Raw genomic sequence first — 20,704 nt, forward strand, 5'->3', positions numbered from 1 at the left:
TGCTGCAATGAGATGATTATAACTTGAATGTGGTTAGGAGTTTTAGCGCGTGCGTTTCCTTTTGGGAACCGGCTTTGAAGGTTTTTGCTCAGAAGGTTGTTCAATGCCCAATTGGTCTCGCACAACGCGCCTGCGCACTTCCTCAACAGCGCCGGTTTTTAAATTGCCCAATTGAAAAGGACCGTAAGAAATTCTTATCAGTCTATTAACATTCAACCCTAGGCTTTCCATGGCACGGCGAATTTCTCTGTTTTTACCTTCGCGCAGCCCGATCGTCAGCCAGGCATTGGCGCCTTGTTGGCGATCAATTACAACAGACATTGGGCGAAATTTTTCGCCCTCTACGCTGATGCCTTTTTCCAGTGGCTTCATCATGTCTTCTGTTGGCCTGCCATTGATACGCACCCGATAGCGCCGCAGCCAACCGGTCGAGGGCAGCTCAAGTCGGCGTTTGGCCTCTCCATCGTTGGTCAGCAATAGCAATCCTTCTGAATTTAGATCAAGCCGGCCGACATTCATCACCCGTGGCATGTCCGGAGGCAATACATCAAAAATTGTCTTGCGGCCCTGCTCGTCTTGCGATGTGCTCACCACTCCGACTGGCTTGTGAAAGAGCCAAAGACGGGTGGGTTCAGCCGCCACTAAAGGCTTTCCATCAACTAAGATTTTGTCCTTTTCGGTCACGTTTAAGGCCGGAGAGGTTATTTTCTTTCCATTCACCGAAACTCGGCCAGCAGTGATCATGCGCTCGGCTTCGCGGCGGCTGGCCAGACCAGAACGGGCAATGACTTTCGCAATACGGTCGCCAGAAGGTGTTTTTTGTTCCATGATTTGGGCTTTAGGCCAATTTTTCGACTTGTGAAAGGGGCATTCAGCAGTCATCTAAATCAAATGGCATTTACAAGTTTTATGCAAATCGCACTTAAAGAGGCCCGCGCCGCAGCCCAGCGGGGTGAAGTTCCTGTAGGGGCCGTAGTGGTTTCTGCTGAGGGGCAGATTGTGGCGCGGGCGGGGAACCGGATGCGGGAAACCTGTGATCCTTCGGCGCATGCAGAGCTGCTTGCCATCCGCGCAGCCTGCGCCGAACTGGGCCAAGAGCGGCTGAGCGGGCATGATTTATATGTCACGCTTGAGCCTTGTGCCATGTGCGCCGGTTTGATCGCAGCAGCGCGCATTCGGCGGCTTTATTATGCTGCTTCGGATCCAAAGTCAGGTGGTGTTGAGCATGGTGCACGGGTTTTTAATCACCCGCAAAGCCACCATAAGCCAGAAGTTTACCCCAACATATCCGAAGCAGAATCCCAACAGCTGCTGAAAGAATTTTTCAATAAAATCAGAGGGTAAGATAGTTCTGAAAGCAGAGCCGATAAAAAGTACCGGCTCTGACTTGCAGGATTTTTTAGCCTAACGCATCATTACAGCGCTTACAGGTGCCCGGGTGGAAATGAAGACCGACATCGGGCAGGATTTTCCAGCAGCGCTGGCATTTCTGCCCCTCTGCCTTGGCAAAGACCACGGCAATATCATCCTCTGCGCCGTCCAGCGTAAACGCACCATCGGGCGCTGGGCCGGCTTTTAGGGTGATCGCCGAGGTGATGCAAAGGTCGGCAAAGGGCACAGATTGCAGGGTCTGTATCGCGTCAGTATCGCGGAGGTATACCGTTGGTGCCGCTTCAAGGCTTGCGCCAATGACTTTTTCAGTGCGCTGGACTTCCAGAGCGGCTGTGACCACCCGCCGCGCTGCCCGAATTTTTGCCCATTTTTCGGCCAAAGCATCATCACGCCACTGCGACGGCGTGTCTGGAAAATCCTGAAGATGGATTGAGCTTTTCTCGCCGGGGAACCGCTCAAGCCAGACCTCTTCCATGGTGAATACCAGAACTGGTGCAAGCCAAGCGGTCAGACGGTGAAACAGTATATCCAGTACGGTGCGCGCCGCACGGCGTTCGGATGTGTCCCCGTCGCAATACAGCACATCTTTGCGCACATCGAAGTAAAACGCTGACAAATCCACGGTCGCAAAGGTAAAGACTGCCTGAAAGACGCCCTGAAAATCATGCGCGGCATAGCCCTTTCGCACAGTTTCATCCAGAACCGCCAGACGGTGCAAAACCCATTTTTCCAGCTCTGGCATCTCTGCGGCATCAATCCGATCTGCCTCGCTAAAATCGGAAAGTGAACCGAGCATGAAGCGCAGCGTGTTGCGCAGGCGGCGATAACTGTCAGCCACGCCTTTAAGGATTTCCGGGCCAATGCGCAGGTCAGCTGAGTAATCCGATTGCGCCACCCATAGGCGCAGAATATCCGCGCCATATTGTTTCACAACATGGTCTGGCGCCACGGTATTGCCCATGGACTTGGACATTTTCATGCCCTTTTCATCTAGCGTAAAGCCATGGGTCAGCGCGCCGTGATAGGGCGCGCGTCCGCGCGTGCCGCAAGCTTGCAGCATCGACGAATGAAACCATCCTCGGTGCTGGTCAGTGCCTTCCAGATAAAGATCGGCAAGCCCATCGTGCGAACCATCTTCGCGGTCGCGCAGCACAAAGGCGTGGGTTGATCCGCTATCGAACCACACATCAAGAATATCAAACACCTGCTGATAGGCATCTGGATCCACAAGGCCGGACAGAAACCGTTCTTTCGCCCCATCTTTATACCACGCATCTGCACCTTCGGTTTCAAACACTTCGGCAATTCGGGCGTTAACCTCGGGGCTTCGCAGCAAAAACTCCTCGTCTGAGGGCAATGCGCCAACCTTGGTAAAGCAGGTCAGTGGCACACCCCACGCGCGTTGTCGTGACAGCACCCAGTCAGGCCGCGCTTCAATCATAGAATAAAGCCGGTTGCGTCCGGTTTGCGGTGTCCATTTAACCAACTGGTCAATTGAATTTAATGCACGCTCACGGATGGTTTTACCGTAGTCGTCTTGACCATCGCCCACAGGGCGGTCGATGGCGGCAAACCATTGTGGCGTATTTCGAAAAATCACTGGTGCTTTTGAGCGCCAAGAATGGGGATAGCTATGCTCTAAGCGGCCGCGTGCGATGATGCCCCCGGCTTCAACCAATTTTGCGATTACTGCTTGGTTGGCTTTGCCCTCTTTTCCCTTTCGGTCAAAAACTTCAAGCCCTGCAAAAAGGGGGACATGCGGTAGAAATTCGGATGCCTCGCCAACATTATGGGTCATGCGGTCGGTCCAGCCGCGTTTGACAAAACACTCATAGTCGTCGGCGCCGTGCGACGGGGCGGTGTGTACAAAACCTGTGCCGGCATCATCCGTGACATGATCGCCGTCAATCATCGGCACATCATAGGCCCAAAACGCATCCAGCTTTGCAAACGGGTGCACACAGGTTGCCTCGGCAAGCTCAGAGCCTGCCACATCGCGCAGCCGCGTAAACTCGGTCACCCGGGACTTGGTCAGACAGTCTTGGGCTAAAGCATCGGCAAAAAGATATATTTCACCGGGCTTGGTCCAGCTTTCTTCTTCGGTGGCATCGACTTGATACAGCCCATAGGAAATCTCGGGGTTATAGGCGATGGCCTTGTTGGACGGAATGGTCCAAGGGGTTGTTGTCCAGATCACAACCCGCGCAGTTTCAAGTCCCTTAGGGGCTGTTTTGAACGCAAATGGCACCCAGATGGTGTGCGACTTGTGATCGTGATATTCGATTTCCGCCTCGGCCAGTGCGGTTTTTTCCACTGGCGACCACATGACGGGTTTTGAGCCCTGATACAGCGTGCCGTTCATCAGGAATTTCATAAACTCTTCGGCAATCACCCGTTCGGAATGAAAATCCATGGTCAGATAGGGTTTTTCCCATTTGCCGGTGACCCCAAGACGTTTGAACTCTTCACGCTGGATGGACACCCATTTATCCGCAAAGGCGCGGCATTCCTGACGGAAATCCACCACAGGCACGTCGTCTTTGTTGCGCCCCTTTTGGCGATAGCTCTCTTCAATTTTCCACTCGATCGGCAAGCCGTGGCAATCCCAACCGGGCACATAAAGCGCGTCATGCCCCATCATCTGGTGGCCGCGCACAACCATGTCCTTTAAGATTTTATTCAGCGCGTGGCCAATGTGCAGATTGCCGTTGGCATAGGGGGGCCCATCATGCAGGATATAGGGCTTGCGGCCGGTTTTTTCCCTAAGCCGGTCATAGATGCCCATTTTTTCCCAGCGGACCAGCCAGTCGGGTTCGCGCTTTGGCAGGCCTGCGCGCATTGGAAAGTCGGTTTTTGGCAAATTTAAAGTGTCTTTGTAGTCGGGGGTCTCGGCGCACATTTCACGTCGTCCTTGAATAAACTTTAGGGCTGAAGGAGGGGCAGCGCGATGTCTCAAGCGCCTTATCCCGGCGGCTCGTCTGGATCAGAGCGCCGGGCATATAATTCGTATAATGATCGCATGCATATAGGTCATTTGATGCCGCTTATAAACTTGTGTTGACCTGCGGTCTAGGGGTTAGAGATGTGATTTTGCTCGGCAAGTGATAAAAGCTTGCGTAACCCTGAGTTTTGACCGCTGGCCAGCGCCAGTGATGTTTTGTCCAGTTCTTCGAAGAACGCATTCTGGGCATTTTTAAGCGGTTGGTAAAGGCCGCATACAGGCAGTATCAAACACGAACACGCGCCAGGGCTTTCGCAGTCAACAAGGGCGGTGTTTTGGCTCAGCGCGCGCGTTATCTCGCCCAAAGTGGTGTCTTTGGGCGATTTTGAAAGCTTTAACCCTCCGTTTCGTCCGCGCTCAGAGCGGATCAGGCCGGCTTTGACAAGGGTTGAGCAAACCTTGGCCAGATGATGATCCGATAGATCGAAAGTTTTAGCGATTTTTTGCACGGAAAGCTTTTGTGGATGCACCACCGCCAAATGCAGCATCACACGAAGTCCGAAGTCTGTAAATTTACCAAGTTGCATGAGATTAATAATAGCATTTGAAATGCGGAATAAAAAGTGCTAATAAATACGTATTTGAAATACTAAATATAGGAGATCACCATGACTTTTGTCGATTTAATACTTTTGCCGGGTACATTGGTATGCCGGCGTATGGGAATAGAACCGGAAAGCGATCAGGGGCTCATCCGGTCTATGTTCAATATGTTGATCTATCTGGTTGTTATTCTATCTGCACTTTGGATATTCATGTGAGCGCAAGACAGCCAAGGGTGCCTGTCACCCATGCAGATATACAAAAAGTTGTTGGCAATTTTTATGCGCGGGTGCGCGGCCACCCACTGCTAGGGCCAATTTTCTTTTCGACAATTTCTCATGACCCCGACCTGTGGCGGGAGCATGAGGAAAAAATTGCCCGTTTTTGGGCCAATGCTTTGCTGTATGAAAACCAATACTCCGGTAACCCAATGATGGTGCATGCGGGGATATCAGCGATCAGGCCGCAGCATTTTGACATCTGGCTTGGTTTGTTTGAGCAAACCCTGTTTGAGGTTTTAGAACAGAGAACCGCTCAGCTTTGGTCAGAGCTTGCGCACCGCATCGGGCGGGGATTGAAACTTGGAATTGAGCAGGCGCGGCAAAGAACAGGACAGCCGCCCAACTTACGTTGATTTTTGCGGGACAATTGCAACATTGGTTTACGCCAATTTTACCTACTTTGTTGATACCGCCGTTGGCGGAAAATGATAACCATAGCTACGTTGTAATTTAGGCGTTTTGCCTGCGATAAACCCAGCGCAGTTTAGACCATCTAAACCATGCCTTTTTATAGCCCATGAACATCCATCCCAGCGGCGTATAACGGATGAACACAAGATAGAGCAGGATGGAAATAACAATGCTGGCCACGGTGTTAACAGCAATGGCACCAAAGGCAGGCCAATCGGCCTCTAAGAAAAATGCACCAAGGGAGAACACTACCATTCCATGAAAAAAGTAGATTGGATAGGAAAGTTCAACCCAAAAGCTAAGCCGTGTAGACGGCACTGCAACCAGCCTTAAGCAGAGCCCCGTAAGCCCGAGTGTGCTAAGCAATGTCGCGCTACCGCTGAGCCCATTCACCCACAAGAGGGCTGGCAGCGAAGAAAGCTCTTCCTCAAATGCTACCCAAATTGTAAGCGCCAAAAGCAAAGCAACCATTGCCAAAATTAAGGCGGTGATCGACCACCTAAAGCTCGTAAGGCTCGACAAGAGACTTTGGTGATAGAAAAGCCGCCAGCCAAGGCAGAAAAAAGTCAAACTGAAAAAGAAAAATCCAAGCTCAATTTCACCGATATACTCGGGGTGAATATTGAACATACCATTATCACGGCCCACAACTGAAAAACAAGTGATTGGAATCGCCCAAAGGAGAAGTGCCCACCGGGATCGCAGGCTTAAATCTATCAGTGCAATCACTTGTTGGGGTATGAAACGCCGGATAACAACGGCCACAGCATACATGAGCAAAAGGTAATATAAGAACCAAAGATGATCTAACGTCGGTAGGTCTGTGCCATGACGCACGGCGGACCACAGCGCAATCGGCGCGGCGATCAACCACCACAGAACAATTGGGAAAGCGATCCTATAAAGCCGGTCCCATGAAAACGCTATGGGGCTTTTGCGATCAAGCGATAAAGCCGCAAAAAATCCGGCTAGCATGAAAAACAAGGGCATACGCCAATTGTGAATCCAAAGAAACAAAATCCCAACCCACGCCAAGGGTTCCGATCCATCCTCGGTTTCAAGATATAAAACCAAAGCATGCAGCAATACGCCCATTAGCATTGCGGCGGCTCGTAATAAGTCTAAACCGTGAATTCGCGCCAAAGGCTACCCCTTATCGCCATTCAAAAGAAAGTCCATTACAGCTTGACGAACCGAACTGTCACCACGATTTCGGGCCTCATCAATGACATGTTTGAGCGCATCAAGATCCGTGCGCATTAGCATATGTTTTACAGGGCCGATTGATGCCGATCGCATTGACAAAGAATTAATCCCAATGGCCGCCAAACACAGCGCTTCGACTGGCCGCCCCGCGTCTTCCCCACAAAATGAAAGCCGCACACCAGATGCTGTACAGCGGCCGACGATAAACTCAAGAAAGCTCAAAAAGCTACTGCTCAAGGTATCATAGCGCTTACGCACCAATTCATTTTCGCGGTCCGCTGCAAAAAAGAATTGCTTTAGGTCATTGCCGCCGATCGAGATAAAATCGACCTGTTCAAAAAAGTCTTGCGGTGCATAGGCAAGTGACGGTGTTTCAAGCATAGCCCCCACTTCCAGGTGTTTGGGCAGATTGTGGCCCAAAATTCGTTCACGCTCTAGTGTCTTGTCCATTTCGGCCCGTGCAGCTCGAAATTCGTTTGGATCTGCCACGAAGGGAAACATCACCGAAAGGGGCCGGCCATTGGCGCCTCGCAAAAGCGCCTGCAATTGCATCCGCATTACACCGGGTTTATCAAGTCCAACGCGTATGGCGCGCCAGCCAAGCGCCGGATTTGGCTCTTGCACATGGTTCATATAGGGAAGCACTTTGTCCGATCCTATATCAAGGGTGCGAAACACTACGCGCGCGCCGCCAGCCGCGTCCAAAACCCGACTGTAAAGGGCGCTAAGCTCGGACCGTTGTGGCATTTTGCTGCGCACAAGAAACTGCAACTCGGTCCGAAATAGCCCGACGCCTTCCGCGCCAGAGTCCTTAAAAGATGGCAAATCAGCGATCAAACCGGCGTTCATCTGCAGTTCTATCCGCTTGCCACATTTCGTAACAGCCGGTCTATCTCGGATTGCGCCGTAGCGTTTTTGGGCTTGCGCTTCCATCGCCATTTTGTCTTTGAAGGCCGTAATAATGGTTTCATCTGGCCTAAGGTGGACAATGCCTTGCTCTCCGTCCACCAAGATGCGGTCCCCATTTAAGGCTTCAGTGGTAATGTTGTCTGCATGGATCACCAAGGGAATGGCAAGCGCACGGGCAATAATTGCCGCGTGCGAGCCAACCGAGCCTTCTTCAAGCACTAAGCCGCGAAGGCTGCGGCCATAATCCAAAAGCTCGGCCGGCCCGATATTCTGCGCCACAAGGATGGGGTCTTTCGGCATCTCGGCGCCTGTTAACCGACCCTGACCAGTGAGAAGCCGCAACAGCCGATTAGACAGGTCATCAAGATCATGCAGCCTATCACGCATATATTGATCGGCCACTTGTGCCATCCGCGCACGGGCGGTGGATTGTTCTTTTTCAACCGCAGCTTCGGCTGACAAACCCTGGTCAATATCGATTTCTATACGCCGCATCCAGCCGCGCGAATTAGCAAACATTCGAAAGGCCTCAAGCACTTCAATCTGCTCGGTTTCGCGGGCGTCGACCCCCACCATCATTGCATCTAGGTTCTGCCGCAATTGCGCCATGGCTTCACTTAGACGGGCTTTTTCCGCTACCGGATCTTCGGCCACCGGATTGGTGACAACAACGCGCGGTTCATGCAGCCAGACATTGCCGCGGGCCGTGCCTTCCTGAACTGGTGTGCCGCGAAAGAGGGCTGGCTGTTGATGGCGTGCCCGCAGGGCGGCTCCTTCCCCAACAAAAGCACCCAATTCAGTCATTTCAGCCAGAACCATAGCCACCACTTCGAGCGCATAAATTTCGTCTGCGGTGTATTCGCGGGCAACTTTGGACTGGACAACCAAAACGCCCATGCCTTCGCCAAGGCGCTGAATAGGGACGCCTAAGAAAGACGAATAGATTTCTTCGCCGGTTTCCGGCATAAAGCGAAAGCCTTTGGCCGACGGCGCATCGGCGGCATTGATCACTGAATTGCGCTGCGCCACGCGCCCAACCAGCCCTTCGCCCAGGCGCATCCGGGTTTTATGCACCGCATCCGCCCTTAGGCCTTCAGACGCGCATAATTCAAGCGTTTCTGCATCCCGGAACAGATAGATTGAGCACACTTCTGTGCCCATTGAATCGGCGATCAAATGGGTGATTTTATCCAGCCGCGTTTGTCCGGCTGCATCTTCGGCCATGGTGTCGCGCAACCGGCCAAGTAATTTACGGCTTTCGCTTTCTGATCTTTCTGACATGGGCAAAGGCGCCCCTTATGATACTTTGTCCAATTCAAAGGCATCATGCAGGGATTGAACCGCAAGTTCCATATATTTTCTATCAATCAACACAGAAATTTTGATCTCTGAGGTTGCGATCACCTTAATATTTATGCCTTCATCTGAAAGTGTTTTAAACATCTTTGCGGCAACGCCTGACTGGCTGCGCATGCCAATACCAACCGCCGAAACTTTGGCCGCCTGCGTATCTGCAATGAGCTCGCTAAAATTTATTACGCCGGTATCTTTAGCATCTTGCAGCGCTTTTTCAGCGCGAATGACTTGATCCGTTGGGCAAGAAAAGGTCATATCCGTGCGGCCCGCTTCGGCGATATTTTGGATGATCATGTCAACATTAACGCCGGCCTCCGACAAGGGGCCAAAAATTGCAGCGGCAATTCCGGGCCTGTCCGCCACCGAAACCAAAGTCATTTTTGCCTCATCTCTCGAATAGGCAATGCCTGAAACAATGTTGGATTCCATAATATCCTCCTCTGCGCAGACCAATGTCCCGGCGCTGTCTGCGGGTTCTTCAAAACTGCTCAGAACCCTTAATTTCACTTGGTAGCGCATCGCCAGCTCAACCGAACGCGTTTGCAGAACCTTAGCCCCCAATGAGGCCAGCTCAAGCATTTCTTCATACGATATCCGGTCTAATTTGCGCGCTGTGCCGGCAATTCTGGGATCCGTGGTATAGACCCCATCAACATCAGTATAAATATCGCAGCGCTCTGCCCCAAAGGCTGCGGCAAAGGCTACGGCTGTGGTATCCGACCCGCCGCGTCCTAGCGTGGTAATACGTCCCTCGGGGCTGACCCCTTGAAAGCCGGCCACCACCGCTACCCGCATCCCTTCGGAAAATTTAGCAGATATATTCTTTGTTGGAATATCTTCAATACGGGCGGTGGAATGGCTTGAGGTGGTTAAAACCGGCACCTGCCAGCCCTGCCAACTGCGCGCGGGCACATCCATCTCCTGCAGGGTTAGGGCCATAAGCCCAGCGGTGACGTTTTCGCCCGAAGAGACCACAGCATCGTATTCGCGTGCATCAAACAGCGGAGATGTCTCATTGACCCAGCCAACCAACTCATTGGTTTTGCCGGACATGGCCGACACAATCACAATCACATCATAGCCTTTGGCCACTTCCAAACCGATACGCTTTGCCGCACGCTTAATCCGATCAAGCGTCGCCACAGAGGTGCCACCGAATTTCATCACAAGAACCGGCATTTTATTCCTTTATTCAGTGTTTTTAGGGGGTTTAGGACCTCTGGGTCACCTTGACAAGAAAATTTGAGAAAATAGTGTCGCGCAGGAGAAGGTAACTTCGAGTTGGAGGTATTGATAGGCTGGATCCGCAGTGCTCTTCACAACGGTTGCACGCCCCTCAAAATGGATGATCGCTGCCATCCTGCGCATTGAGCCCGGTGATAGTGCGCTTGAGCTGCCGGTAGTCAGTACTGACATCCAGCGGCGCTTGATCAGTTCCCATCATTGTGCGGCACCCATCCCGGTTTAAAAATGCTTACGCTTATTGCGTCTGGCCTGAGTTCAGCGGCCAAGGTGCGGCCAATGTTTAGCACTGCCGCTTTTGAGGCGCAGTAGGCATAAGTGTGCCCGCCCGCGCGGGTGCGGCTGGCCATCATACTTGAAATAATCGCGCTCTTTGCAGTTTTTGCCTGACGTAGTTTTGGCAACAGCGCTTGATCAAAAAAGACACAGCCCAAGTGTTGACCGCAAAGCTTCGCTTCCAGATTTCTTTACCATAGCGGTCTTTCATGGATAGATCACGGTCCATTAAACCCCCCGCATTGTAGATCAAAAGATCCAAAGCAAGGGTACGAATTTTGTCTGGCAGGCTTTCAACCGAATAGTCATCGGTCATTTCAAGACCAATCCACCCATCATCGGTGCACGCAGTGCCTCAGATTTCTTCTTCGGCGCGATATAAATCAAACAACCCTTTGCCTAATCCTCGATTGGCTCCTGTAATTAAAACTATCATGCTGCATCCTTTTGAAATAATTTCTCGCTATAGGATGAGAGAATACTAGAACGCTAAGCTTTTTCTTCGTCAAAATACTCAAATGACCTAACTTTTTCAATGACACCAAAATATCTGATAGCCCTGAACTCGCTGGCCTCTTAACTGGATTAATTGGTTTTACGGCCGGGCATGAACGGCAAGGGGGCGACCGGTATGCCCTCTTTTAACAACTGTTTCGCTTCGTCCGGCTTTGCTGCGCCGTAAATGGATCGCTCCGGGGCGCTGCCATCGTGGATGGCGCGGGCTTCTGTGGCGAAATTATCCCCCACATAATCGGCATTTGTTTCAATATGCTTGCGCAGCTCTTTTAGCGCTTGTTGCGCCGGGTCGGCCGGCGCGCTCAAAGGCTTTTCTTGCGGTTTCTTAGCTTGCGCGCCGGGTGCATCGGATGTGTTAACCCGAGGCGCCATGATCGCCTTTTGGATAGATGGTGATCCACATATTGCACAGGTGACCATTTTTGCTTTTAGCAATTTGTCAAAGGCTGCCGCGGATTGAAACCAGCTGTCAAAACTGTGGTCATTTTCACATTTTAGAGCATATTGAATCATTGCGCGTCCAGGGTAGCTGAGCTGAGCCATAGATAATCTCTATGAAGTTGAAATCAAGCCAAAAACGATTATCCGCCTCGCCGCTGCTGTGTGGTGCAACCAGCACCACTTATAATTTAAGCAAATAGGGAAACCAGTCTTCTCGCAATCTGTCGCCATCCTTCATATTATGCCCGGGAAAGGGCGGTGATGTTGGGCCCGGGCGAGTTACATAGCGTGCATCATCACCCACCAGGCGCAGCGAAAATGCTCGCCGCCGGTCGGCGGTCTCATTACCCCTTGCACCGTGTAATACTCCAAAATGAAAGGCAACCGCATCACCCGGTTGCATGGCATATTCCAGCACCTTTAGGCCATCTTTATCCGGATCAGGCACCGGCATATAGTCTTCAGGATTGGGATAAAAATTTTCCTCTGAAAGCCAGCGGGTTGGCAAAACCGGCTTGTCCCACCGATGCGATCCGGCAACCAAACGTAGAGAAGCATCTTTTACTGGATCCAAAGGCGACCAAAAGCTCACAGTTTGCTGGCCCGAGACAAAATAATAAGGCTCGTCTGAATGCCAAGGTGTGGGTTTTGAGGTTCCCGGTTCTTTGACAAGAACATGATCATGAAATAGTTGAACCGACTTCGATTGCATCAAATCAGCTGCGACCTCGGCAACCGGAGAGCGGCGAATTGCAGTTTCAAACTCGGCTATTCGGCTCCAATTGCAATAATCATCAAAAAACCGTCCTTGCTCTCCCTGTTTGAGGTTTTCCGCAGCATAAGGCCCGGGGCTCGTCATATTTTTATCCACGCCTAGGCGCAAAAGATCGACCTGATCCTTAAACAGACCTTCGATAAGCACGATACCGTCGCGCTGGAACTCTTCTACCATTTGCGCGTTCACCAAAGAATGCATCTATTCGGCCTTTCCTATAGCGTTATGCGATAACGCGGGATCTGAAATCTCTGCCAGCTTAAGGCATTTCGAAACTTGGCTCATAGCTGCGGGTCCTTTGGCGTAAGAACCGGCCTTGTTTTTAGATCACCGCGCCACAAAACATAGGCCAGCACCGGCTTGTCTTCCGTGGTCATTGCATGCGGTTGGTTTGAGCCATGAAATACGGTATCGCCCGGACTCAAACGGCGCGGGGGCCGGCCGGCCGGTTCAAATATGGCCTCTCCGGCAATAATCAAATAAAGCTCTTCGGCCGGGTGGTGGTGCCAAGGGTAAAATAAACCTTTTTTCGCATAGAGCACATAGCTGTTAAGTTTGTCTGAGTAAAAATGGCCGTGTGCGCCGATCAACTGGTAAGAGCCAAATTTTTGATTGAAGCCATCACCGATATCTTCATCTTTATAGGTGGCAAGCCATCCTGCGTATGGGGCCGATGCACAAAAAGCAGCGTAGCAGTCAAGTTCGCGGCCATCCCGCAAGCCCTCATCCGCAGGCAGGGCCTTTGCCGCCGGGATCGGGTGCGGAGCAAGAGTTTGATATTTCACAGCGTCATCCCACGCAGTAAATTGAGCAACCTCAGGATGAGATCTATGCAAGTTTTTTGCGGCAGCGAGTGCGTCATCAAAGCTGGAACGTATCATCTAGCCTCACTTTTTTGACTGATTTACTAGCGTTAGTTCTTCTGTGTTTATTTTGCAATTATCATTTTTACAGCAGCCAATTGGCATACCGGTAGCGATGGGCTAAATTAAAAGCTGCTAGGTGAGCAGCCTTCAGTGGGATCAGGCAAAGGAGCAAGAAATGGCAGTATTCGACGAGGATCTTTTTCTAAAAGGTCTTGAGCAGCGCAAGTCAACCCTAGGTGCTGAATATGTGGAAAACAACCTGGCCGCAGCGGATGAGTTTACCCGTCCGTTCCAAGAGGCAATGACTGCATGGTGTTGGGGGTTTGGCTGGGGCGATGATATCATAGATGCAAAAACACGCTCGATGATGAACCTTTCGATGATTGGCGCGCTGGGCAAAATGCACGAATGGGAATTGCATTTGCGCGGCGCTCTCAACAATGGCGTGACCCAAGATGAAGTGCGCGCAATTATCCATGTGATCGGAATTTATTGCGGCGTGCCGCAGGCCATTGAATGCTTTCGAGCGGCAAAAAAGGTGTTTGATGCCTAAAACTGATAAAAACTGGTGGCGAAGCTTTTTATAAACCGCCGCCAGTGCCTTGTAGAACCCCATGTTCCAGCGCATAGCGGGTCAGACCAGCGGTCGAGCTGATGCCCAGCTTGCGTTTGATATTTTTGCGATGTGTTTCAACTGTGCGGATGGAAATTTCCAACCGCACAGCGACATCTTTATTCGATTTTCCCTGTGCCAATTGCAACAAAATGGTCTGTTCTCGGTTGGTGAGCGGTTCTCGTTCGGTTTCCATCAGTGGGTTTAAAGCCGCACTGGCGCCCGTGCATAAGTAATTCTTGCCGGTCATGACAGTGACAATCGCTGTATAGACGTCTTCGGTCGGCACATCTTTTAGAATATAACCTTTGGCTCCATGCGACAGAGCCATCGACACGTATTCTGGGCTGTCATGCATAGATAAAATTAGGATACGCACCCCGGGAAAGCGTTCAAGTATAATTTCCGTTGCCGAAAGACCATTAACCCCTGGCATATTTAGATCGAGCAGCATCACATCGGGTCGCAATTTAGCGACCTGATCAATGGCTTCTTGCCCATTGACCAGCGATCCGACCAAATCAAGATCTGGGTAGGTTTCTAGGATCGACCTCAGCCCATCACGCACCATCGGATGGTCATCGACAATAACCACACGGATTGGGCGCGCTTGCTCTTGAATAATACTGTCACTTTTGTAAGTCATATTCACTTGCGTCTTTGGCTTTGTTTTCGGGCGATAGCAGATGCGACAATGGTACTATTGCTTCTATCGTGGTGCCTTCTTCGGAGCTGGAAATTTGGATTGAGCCATCAAGTTGTTCGATCCTTTCCATCATATTTCGTAGGCCCAAGCCTTCGAAAGAGGCATTGCGTTTTTGGTTTGGTTTTTGTGAAAAGCCTTTGCCATTGTCAATGATTTTTAGGGTGGCACCCTTTTTGTGTCCGGAAAGTCGTAAAGATACGCGCGTCGCCTCAGAATGGCGCTCAATATTTGTCAGGGCTTCTTGTGCAATACGATAGAGCGCAATTTTGCTTTCTTGGTCCAAGCGGTTGCGAAATACGACAGTTTCTATGTCTGTTTGAATGCCCGTGCGTCGATTAAATTCATCAAGCAGGGCTTTCAGCGCAGGGCCAAGCCCTAAATCATCAAGCATTCCGGGTCGTAGATCGCGGCTGATCCGCCGCACTTCTTGGATTGCGCCATTGATTGTATCAATGCCCTTTGTAAGATTTTCCATACCCCGACGATCGCCAATATTAAGTCGCCGCCCCGCCAATTCGAGCGAAAACCTAACACCCACCAAAATCTGGCTAATCGAATCGTGCAGTTCGCGGGCAACGCGGCTGCGCTCTTCTTCTTGTGTGTCCAAAATGCGTTGCGTGAGCTGCTTTAGCTTGGCATCCGCAAGCCGTCGTTCGCGGATATTTATCACCATACCTGACAAAAAGACTAAAAGCAGCGCTGCAAATGTAATGCCGCCAATATAAAAAAATGTAAGTTTTACCCTGTTTTCAACTTCCGAGCGTGCGGCGGCAACAGTGGCCATTACATCATCAACAAATACTCCGGTTCCTAAAGCCCATTGCCAATTTTGAAACCCATTAACATAAGAGATCATTAGGGCTTCTTCACCGGTTGACGGTTTGGGCCAAAGATAGGTGTGATAGCCTGCGCCCGAGCGAGCAATGCGAATGAGCTCATCAACCACCGGCGTGCCTTGGCTATCCGTTAATCCGCTCCAGTTTTTATTAATCATCTCAGTTTGGCGTGGGCTGACAAGGTTAGTTCCATCATAATCATAGACGAAAAAGAAACCATCCGTGCCGTAGATCATTGCCGAAAGGATTTGCGTTACTTGTTTTTTGGCGCGCTCATCATCCGGGTCCGCGCGGCCGTAGATGTAATAGAATCCTAAGGTGGCTTGCTTTAAATAGTTTCGCAGTTCTGCCTTTTTCGCATTGATTAGGGTTTCTTCAAGCGATTGAATTTCCTTTTCCGCCAATTGTCTAGACTGCAACGTCACCAATGCGGCAATTGCGGCCACGGCCAAAACCAACGGTATCGTCGCTAGAATTGATAACTTTTGGCCATAGCTGGGCCGGATTTTTTGGCTGAAAAACCCCATGATTTTTAGGCTATATGGAAAACACAGGCTTGGAAAGTGCTAGACTACAGACAAGTCACGTTCAATCAGGGGACATAAATTAACGGTATCAATGAAGATTGAGCATAATAACACGAGTTTCTACGTAGTTGTCGGTATTGCCTTTCGTTCATATGCGATTAACAACAAAAGTATGTAATCAACAGTGCGAAAAAATTTGCGCTGAAATTTTGGGAGGAATAACACATGGATCGTAGATCTTTTCTTAGAACGTCGGCCCTTGGTGGTGGTGCAGCAGCAGCCTCTACTTTGGCAGCTCCGGCCTATGCAACTGGCAAGCGGACCCTGACAATGGTTCAGTCTTGGCCGCGCGGTTTTGCAGTTTTGGATGATGCAGCCAGCTATATGGTTGAGATGGTCGGCGCAATGTCAGACGGTCAGTTGACGATTGACAAAAAAGCACCGGGTGAGCTTGTTGGTGCACTTGAAGTGTTTGACGCCGTATCATCGGGTCAGGCAGATATGTACCATTCGGCGGATTACTATTTTATCGGTCAACACCCTGGTTATGCGTATTTCACGGCCGTGCCGTTTGGAGGGACCGCTCAAGAGCTGACCAACTGGTACTACCATGGTGGCGGTGAGCAATTGCATGACGAACTGGGTCAGATTTTTAACCTAAAAGGTCTACTCGCTGGTAACTCTGGCTCGCAGTCAGGCGGCTGGTTCCGTAAAGAAATTAAATCAGCAGATGACTTTAACGGTCTGAAATTCCGGATGCCGGGTTTGGGCGGCAAAGTGCTTGGAAAACTGGGTGCGTCGGTTCAAAACATCCCCGGTGGTGAATTGTATCAGGCCTTGTCTTCTGGCGCGCTGGATGGGCTTGAGTGGGTTGGCCCACAAGCTGATGAACGCGCCGGCTTCCAAGAGGTTGCCAAAATTTACTATACAGCGGGTTTCCATGAGCCAGGATCAGGTTTGGCTGCTTCCGTTAACTTGGATGTCTGGAACGAGCTCTCAGCGCAGCATCAAGCCATTATGCGCAATGCTTCTATGGCGGTCACGCATTATCAGCTGTCGGAAACTCTGTCCAACAATGGGGCCGCCCTTGCGCGTCTGCAATCGCAAGGCGTGAAAACCCTACAATTCTCAGACGATGTTTGGGATGCATTCGGTAAAGCGTCGGCTGAGGTGATGGATGAGAATATGGATGATGACCTGTTCGCAACCATTCGTGAAAGCTTTGAAACCTCACTTGCAACATCCGCATCATGGATTAACAAATCCGATGGCTATTATGTGAGCCAGCGTATGCGCGTGCTGGGTGGCTAAGCTGCTTTAAAAACTAAAAGAGTAGGGCCTTTCTTTGTGAGAGGCCCTACAGTTTCTTAGTTGGGTAAAAAAACCAGCAGAAGCGGGGAGACATGCAGGAAGAAGCAACTATAGGGCTATCGGACGCTTTATCTGCGCTTGGCAGTGGGCTGATGTGGGTTTTCCAGAACCTTGTCATGGCGTTTTACAATTTCGGTTATGCCATTACCCATCCCGGGCTTTGGTTAGACTGGAGCGATAAAAAGGCCATTATGCGTTTTGTTTATTACGGCGCATCTGTTGAGTTTTTCTTTGCTGTTTTTACATTTTTTATAGTGATTTTCGTTATTGGTACGTTCAAACGCGACTTTTTATGGGGTTGTGTCAGGGTGTTGGAGGGCTTCGCTAACAGTGTGGGCCGCATTTTTGCATGGGCCGGTTTGATCATGGTTCTTCAACAGGTTTTGATTGTAATCATGCAACGGATTTTCACCCGGCCAGACATCATTCTAAGCGTCGGTGTACCATTGCAATTTGATATCAGCTGGTACGCGGAAGAACTAAAGCTTTATAATGCGATCGTTGTCACGCTTTGCGCGATGTACACGTTTGTTCAAGGTGGGCATGTCCGGGTTGATCTTATCTATGCCGGAGTGAAATTTCGTACGAAAAAAGTCATCGATATGATCGGTTCGATGCTGTTCATGGTGCCGATGGCCGTGCTGATCTGGATGTATGGCTGGTTTTTCATGTGGCGGCACCTGATCGTTCCCAAGCCTTCAGCCAGCGACCAGCTTGAGCGGCTGTTGATGAAATCTCGCGCCCTGCGCTGGAATGTTGAAACAATTGGGTTTTCACCAAACGGGTTTACTGGCTATTTTCTCTTCAAGATTCTCATGGTGGCTTTTGCCGGTATGGTATTTATCCACGCTTGGGCCTTTTTCATGCGTTCCTATTTGGAATGGAAAGAAGGCGCTGCCAGCGAAAACAAATACCTTGATAAAGATATCCTTGATGATGGCGAAGACGCCGTCGAAGCCACGCATTAACCTAAGGGGCTGTGACGAATATGTTATTTGGACTTGATGGCGTCGAAATTGGCCTAATCATCGTTTTTTTCTGCCTATTTGGCGGTATTTTGTCTGGCTTCCCTGTGGCTTTTGCAATTGGTGGCGCCGGGGTGATTTCCTTTGGCATTATTGCGGTACTTGATAGCGCGGGATTGTTAATTCATCAGGCGATTGACACGTCTTCGCAGATGTATATTGATTTGCTCGCTTCGGGGATCAATCCAGAGACTGTGTCGGTATTCAGGTATCCGGATTTGCCGCGAATTGCTGAGCCTGTGTTTGAAGGGGGCTGGCAAACAGCGCTTAACCGCAAAATATCGTTCATTGCCAACCGTATGAACGAACGGGTTTTGGCGGGACAGTCAATTGAAACACTGCTGGCGGTTTTGATGTTCGTCTTAATGGGGATCACGCTTGAGCGATCTAAAATTGCAAACGATCTTTTGACCACAATGGCGCGGGTGTTCGGCCCACTTCCCGGCGGCCTTGCGGTATCTGTTGTTGTGGTTGGCGCGTTTCTAGCAGCCTCGACAGGCATTGTTGGGGCAACAGTTGTCACCATGGGATTGCTGTCACTGCCGACCATGTTGCGCAATGGCTATTCGCCTGAGCTGTCTACAGGCGTGATCGCGGCGTCGGGCACTTTGGGGCAAATTATTCCGCCTTCGATTGTGATTGTACTTTTGGGGACATTGACTGGCGATCTCTATTCTGCCGCTCAAGAAGCCCGCGCGCAAAGTGCCGGCTGTACGGACGCGCTTACCTATCTCGGAAAACCGGCTGTGGTATCTGTTGGGTCTTTATTTCAGGCAGCACTTTTGCCGGGAATAATGCTTGCATTCCTGTATGCTGCCTATGCCTTTGTCTATGCCCTGTTTAATCCTAAAAAAGCGCCTGCAGTCAGCATGGGCGCGGCTAATGAAACTGGTACAACTGCACGCCATGCGCTGACCTGGTTCTTATTTGTGCCTGCCGCGCTGATTGCCGGATCGGTCGCGTTTAACTTTGTCGGTGTGGCCGGAAGCCAATCGGTCATTGTCGATACCTTCTCAGATATCGGGGAAGAAGCAACACTGCGTACCAACGTAAGCCCTGAATGTCAGGCGTCGATGATTGAGCTGCATGGCCAAGAGGCGTGGGATGCAGCAATAAAGCAGCAGGTCGATATTGATGCGGCGGGCGGCGTTAAGGAAAGTGTTAAGTTGAGCGAAGAAGAAATTGAGGTTCTTCTGGATGAAAAAGTGAAATCAGCCCCACCGATCGGATCGGGCGTTCTGATAATCGCACTGCTGGCGGCGATAATTTTAGCCGCGGCTCGGGGAGCATCCCCACGCGAAAGCACGCGGCCACTGCTTTTGGGCGGTCTTGGTGTCGTACTCATGCTGATGGCAGACATCGTGCTAATTTCGCCGTTGACGTCCTCAAGCATGGCATGGGCTGCTTTGGCAATACCAGTGATTTTGGTGATTTTTGGGGCAAGGTCCGCTGTCGGCCGGTTGGCCCAAATCGAACTCATCCGAGTGGTGTTTCCACCTTTGGTTTTGATCGTGGCAGTGCTGGGTTCAATCCTTGGCGGGATCACCAATCCGACACCCGCAGCGGCGCTTGGGGCGGCTGGGGCGATCATGCTCGCTGCCTATCGCAAGCTTAATGATCAGGGCAGAAGCGGAAAAATTGTGATCCAATCAACCTTTGCGTTGATCATCATGATCCTGTTTGGAATTAATTTTGATCTGCGGATCAATACCCAAGAGGTTTCAGCAGAAACATGGATCGCGTTCTTTTTTGCCTATGCAGCTTATCTTTATGCAATTTTTGGACTTTTGTTTTCATGCTGGGTGCTTTTCAGCTCCGGGGTTATGAGCCCGGTGGTGCGCGAAACCACAAAAGTTACATCGATGGTTTTTGCGATTTTGATCGGATCTCAGGTTTTGAATCTGGTGGTGATTTCCTTTGGCGGCGAGCATTATATCCAGCAGTTCCTTAGGTCGTTTGATAACGAATTTACTGTGTTTCTGATTGTTATGCTGGTTCTATTTATTCTTGGCTTTGTCCTTGATTTTCTTGAGATCATATACATTGTAATCCCAATTGTGGGGCCGGTCATTTATGGGGGAACATTCGATCCCCTCTGGGTAACGATTATGATCGCGGTGAATTTGCAAACCTCGTTCCTGACGCCGCCGTTTGGATTCGCCCTGTTCTATTTGCGCGGAGTGGCGCCGAAATCAGTAACAACAGGCCATATCTATCGCGGTGTGATTCCCTTTGTATTCATCCAGATGGTTGGTTTGGGTCTGCTGTGGATGGCACCCTCCCTAGTCACGATCGTGCCGAATCTTTTGGCGCCTTAACAAACAGGGGTTCACCCTTTCAGTGCATAAGTTAGAGCGCCTACTTGCCTTGCTGAAAGGTTTGTCGGTGGGAAGTGTTTATCTAATGCGCTT

Annotated in this window: 19 protein-coding genes; 6 read left to right on the forward strand and 13 right to left on the reverse strand. The window is 50.6% G+C overall.

What is annotated here, in order from left to right:
* Positions 1-42: 42 nt before the first annotated feature.
* Complete coding sequence (locus GN278_05755; protein ID XAT60368.1) at positions 43-828, reverse strand: pseudouridine synthase; 786 nt, start codon at positions 826-828, stop codon at positions 43-45.
* Positions 829-891: 63 nt separating this feature from the next.
* On the opposite strand from GN278_05755, the gene GN278_05760 reads away from it, so the two are divergent.
* Positions 892-1,344 carry a nucleoside deaminase gene (locus GN278_05760; protein ID XAT60369.1) on the forward strand — a complete coding sequence of 151 codons (453 nt, stop codon included), beginning with the start codon at positions 892-894 and terminating at the stop codon, positions 1,342-1,344.
* Positions 1,345-1,399: 55 nt separating this feature from the next.
* Here the strand turns inward: GN278_05760 and GN278_05765 are convergent, their stop codons facing one another.
* Both GN278_05765 and GN278_05770 read right to left on the reverse strand, forming a co-directional pair.
* On the reverse strand, positions 1,400-4,291 hold the full coding sequence (locus tag GN278_05765) for an isoleucine--tRNA ligase (GenBank protein XAT60370.1): 2,892 nt from the start codon (positions 4,289-4,291) through the stop codon (positions 1,400-1,402).
* Between the two features lie 170 nt (positions 4,292-4,461).
* Positions 4,462-4,920 (reverse strand): Rrf2 family transcriptional regulator, encoded by a 459-nt coding sequence (locus GN278_05770; GenBank protein ID XAT60371.1) that lies wholly within the window; start codon positions 4,918-4,920, stop codon positions 4,462-4,464.
* Positions 4,921-5,042: 122 nt separating this feature from the next.
* Here GN278_05770 and GN278_05775 point away from each other — a divergent pair, with 122 nt between their 5' ends.
* Complete coding sequence (locus tag GN278_05775) at positions 5,043-5,570, forward strand: globin family protein (GenBank protein XAT60372.1); 528 nt, start codon at positions 5,043-5,045, stop codon at positions 5,568-5,570.
* A gap of 97 nt (positions 5,571-5,667) precedes the next feature.
* Here the strand turns inward: GN278_05775 and GN278_05780 are convergent, their stop codons facing one another.
* From GN278_05780 to GN278_05815, 8 genes are all read right to left on the reverse strand, one after another.
* Positions 5,668-6,771: an acyltransferase family protein gene (locus GN278_05780; GenBank protein ID XAT60373.1), complete on the reverse strand. Its 1,104-nt coding sequence runs from the start codon at positions 6,769-6,771 to the stop codon at positions 5,668-5,670.
* 3 nt (positions 6,772-6,774) lie between these two features.
* A complete protein-coding gene (gene ptsP, locus GN278_05785) occupies positions 6,775-9,024 on the reverse strand; it encodes a phosphoenolpyruvate--protein phosphotransferase (GenBank protein XAT60374.1) in 2,250 nt (749 codons plus the stop codon).
* Positions 9,025-9,039: 15 nt separating this feature from the next.
* Complete coding sequence (locus GN278_05790) at positions 9,040-10,278, reverse strand: aspartate kinase (protein ID XAT60375.1); 1,239 nt, start codon at positions 10,276-10,278, stop codon at positions 9,040-9,042.
* Between the two features lie 251 nt (positions 10,279-10,529).
* Positions 10,530-10,802: an SDR family NAD(P)-dependent oxidoreductase gene (locus GN278_05795; GenBank protein ID XAT62560.1), complete on the reverse strand. Its 273-nt coding sequence runs from the start codon at positions 10,800-10,802 to the stop codon at positions 10,530-10,532.
* Entirely contained in the window at positions 10,691-10,933 is a 243-nt protein-coding gene (locus GN278_05800) for a hypothetical protein (protein XAT60376.1), read from the reverse strand. The genes GN278_05795 and GN278_05800 overlap by 112 nt, the downstream gene beginning before the upstream one ends.
* Before the next feature lie 269 nt (positions 10,934-11,202).
* The gene (locus GN278_05805) at positions 11,203-11,646 is read right to left on the reverse strand and encodes a DUF1178 family protein (GenBank protein XAT62561.1); all 444 of its coding nucleotides are present in this window, start codon (positions 11,644-11,646) and stop codon (positions 11,203-11,205) included.
* A gap of 109 nt (positions 11,647-11,755) precedes the next feature.
* A complete protein-coding gene (locus GN278_05810) occupies positions 11,756-12,550 on the reverse strand; it encodes a phytanoyl-CoA dioxygenase (protein ID XAT60377.1) in 795 nt (264 codons plus the stop codon).
* Between the two features lie 80 nt (positions 12,551-12,630).
* Positions 12,631-13,230, reverse strand: a complete 600-nt coding sequence (locus GN278_05815) for a cupin domain-containing protein (protein XAT60378.1) — start codon at positions 13,228-13,230, stop codon at positions 12,631-12,633.
* 160 nt (positions 13,231-13,390) lie between these two features.
* Here GN278_05815 and GN278_05820 point away from each other — a divergent pair, with 160 nt between their 5' ends.
* A complete protein-coding gene (locus tag GN278_05820; protein XAT60379.1) occupies positions 13,391-13,768 on the forward strand; it encodes a gamma carboxymuconolactone decarboxylase in 378 nt (125 codons plus the stop codon).
* A gap of 28 nt (positions 13,769-13,796) precedes the next feature.
* On the opposite strand, the gene GN278_05825 is transcribed toward GN278_05820, so the two are convergent.
* Positions 13,797-14,474: a response regulator gene (locus GN278_05825; GenBank protein XAT60380.1), complete on the reverse strand. Its 678-nt coding sequence runs from the start codon at positions 14,472-14,474 to the stop codon at positions 13,797-13,799.
* A complete protein-coding gene (locus GN278_05830) occupies positions 14,458-15,897 on the reverse strand; it encodes a histidine kinase (protein XAT60381.1) in 1,440 nt (479 codons plus the stop codon). Before GN278_05830 ends, GN278_05825 begins: the two co-directional genes overlap by 17 nt.
* 225 nt (positions 15,898-16,122) lie before the next feature.
* Here GN278_05830 and GN278_05835 point away from each other — a divergent pair, with 225 nt between their 5' ends.
* From GN278_05835 to GN278_05845, 3 genes are all read left to right on the forward strand, one after another.
* Positions 16,123-17,208 carry a twin-arginine translocation signal domain-containing protein gene (locus GN278_05835; GenBank protein XAT60382.1) on the forward strand — a complete coding sequence of 362 codons (1,086 nt, stop codon included), beginning with the start codon at positions 16,123-16,125 and terminating at the stop codon, positions 17,206-17,208.
* Between the two features lie 92 nt (positions 17,209-17,300).
* Positions 17,301-18,236 (forward strand): TRAP transporter small permease subunit, encoded by a 936-nt coding sequence (locus GN278_05840; protein XAT60383.1) that lies wholly within the window; start codon positions 17,301-17,303, stop codon positions 18,234-18,236.
* A gap of 20 nt (positions 18,237-18,256) precedes the next feature.
* A complete protein-coding gene (locus GN278_05845; protein ID XAT60384.1) occupies positions 18,257-20,611 on the forward strand; it encodes a TRAP transporter large permease subunit in 2,355 nt (784 codons plus the stop codon).
* Positions 20,612-20,704 lie beyond the last annotated feature (93 nt).

Source organism: Rhodobacteraceae bacterium Araon29 (assembly GCA_039640505.1).
GTDB lineage: Bacteria > Pseudomonadota > Alphaproteobacteria > Rhodobacterales > Rhodobacteraceae > CABZJG01.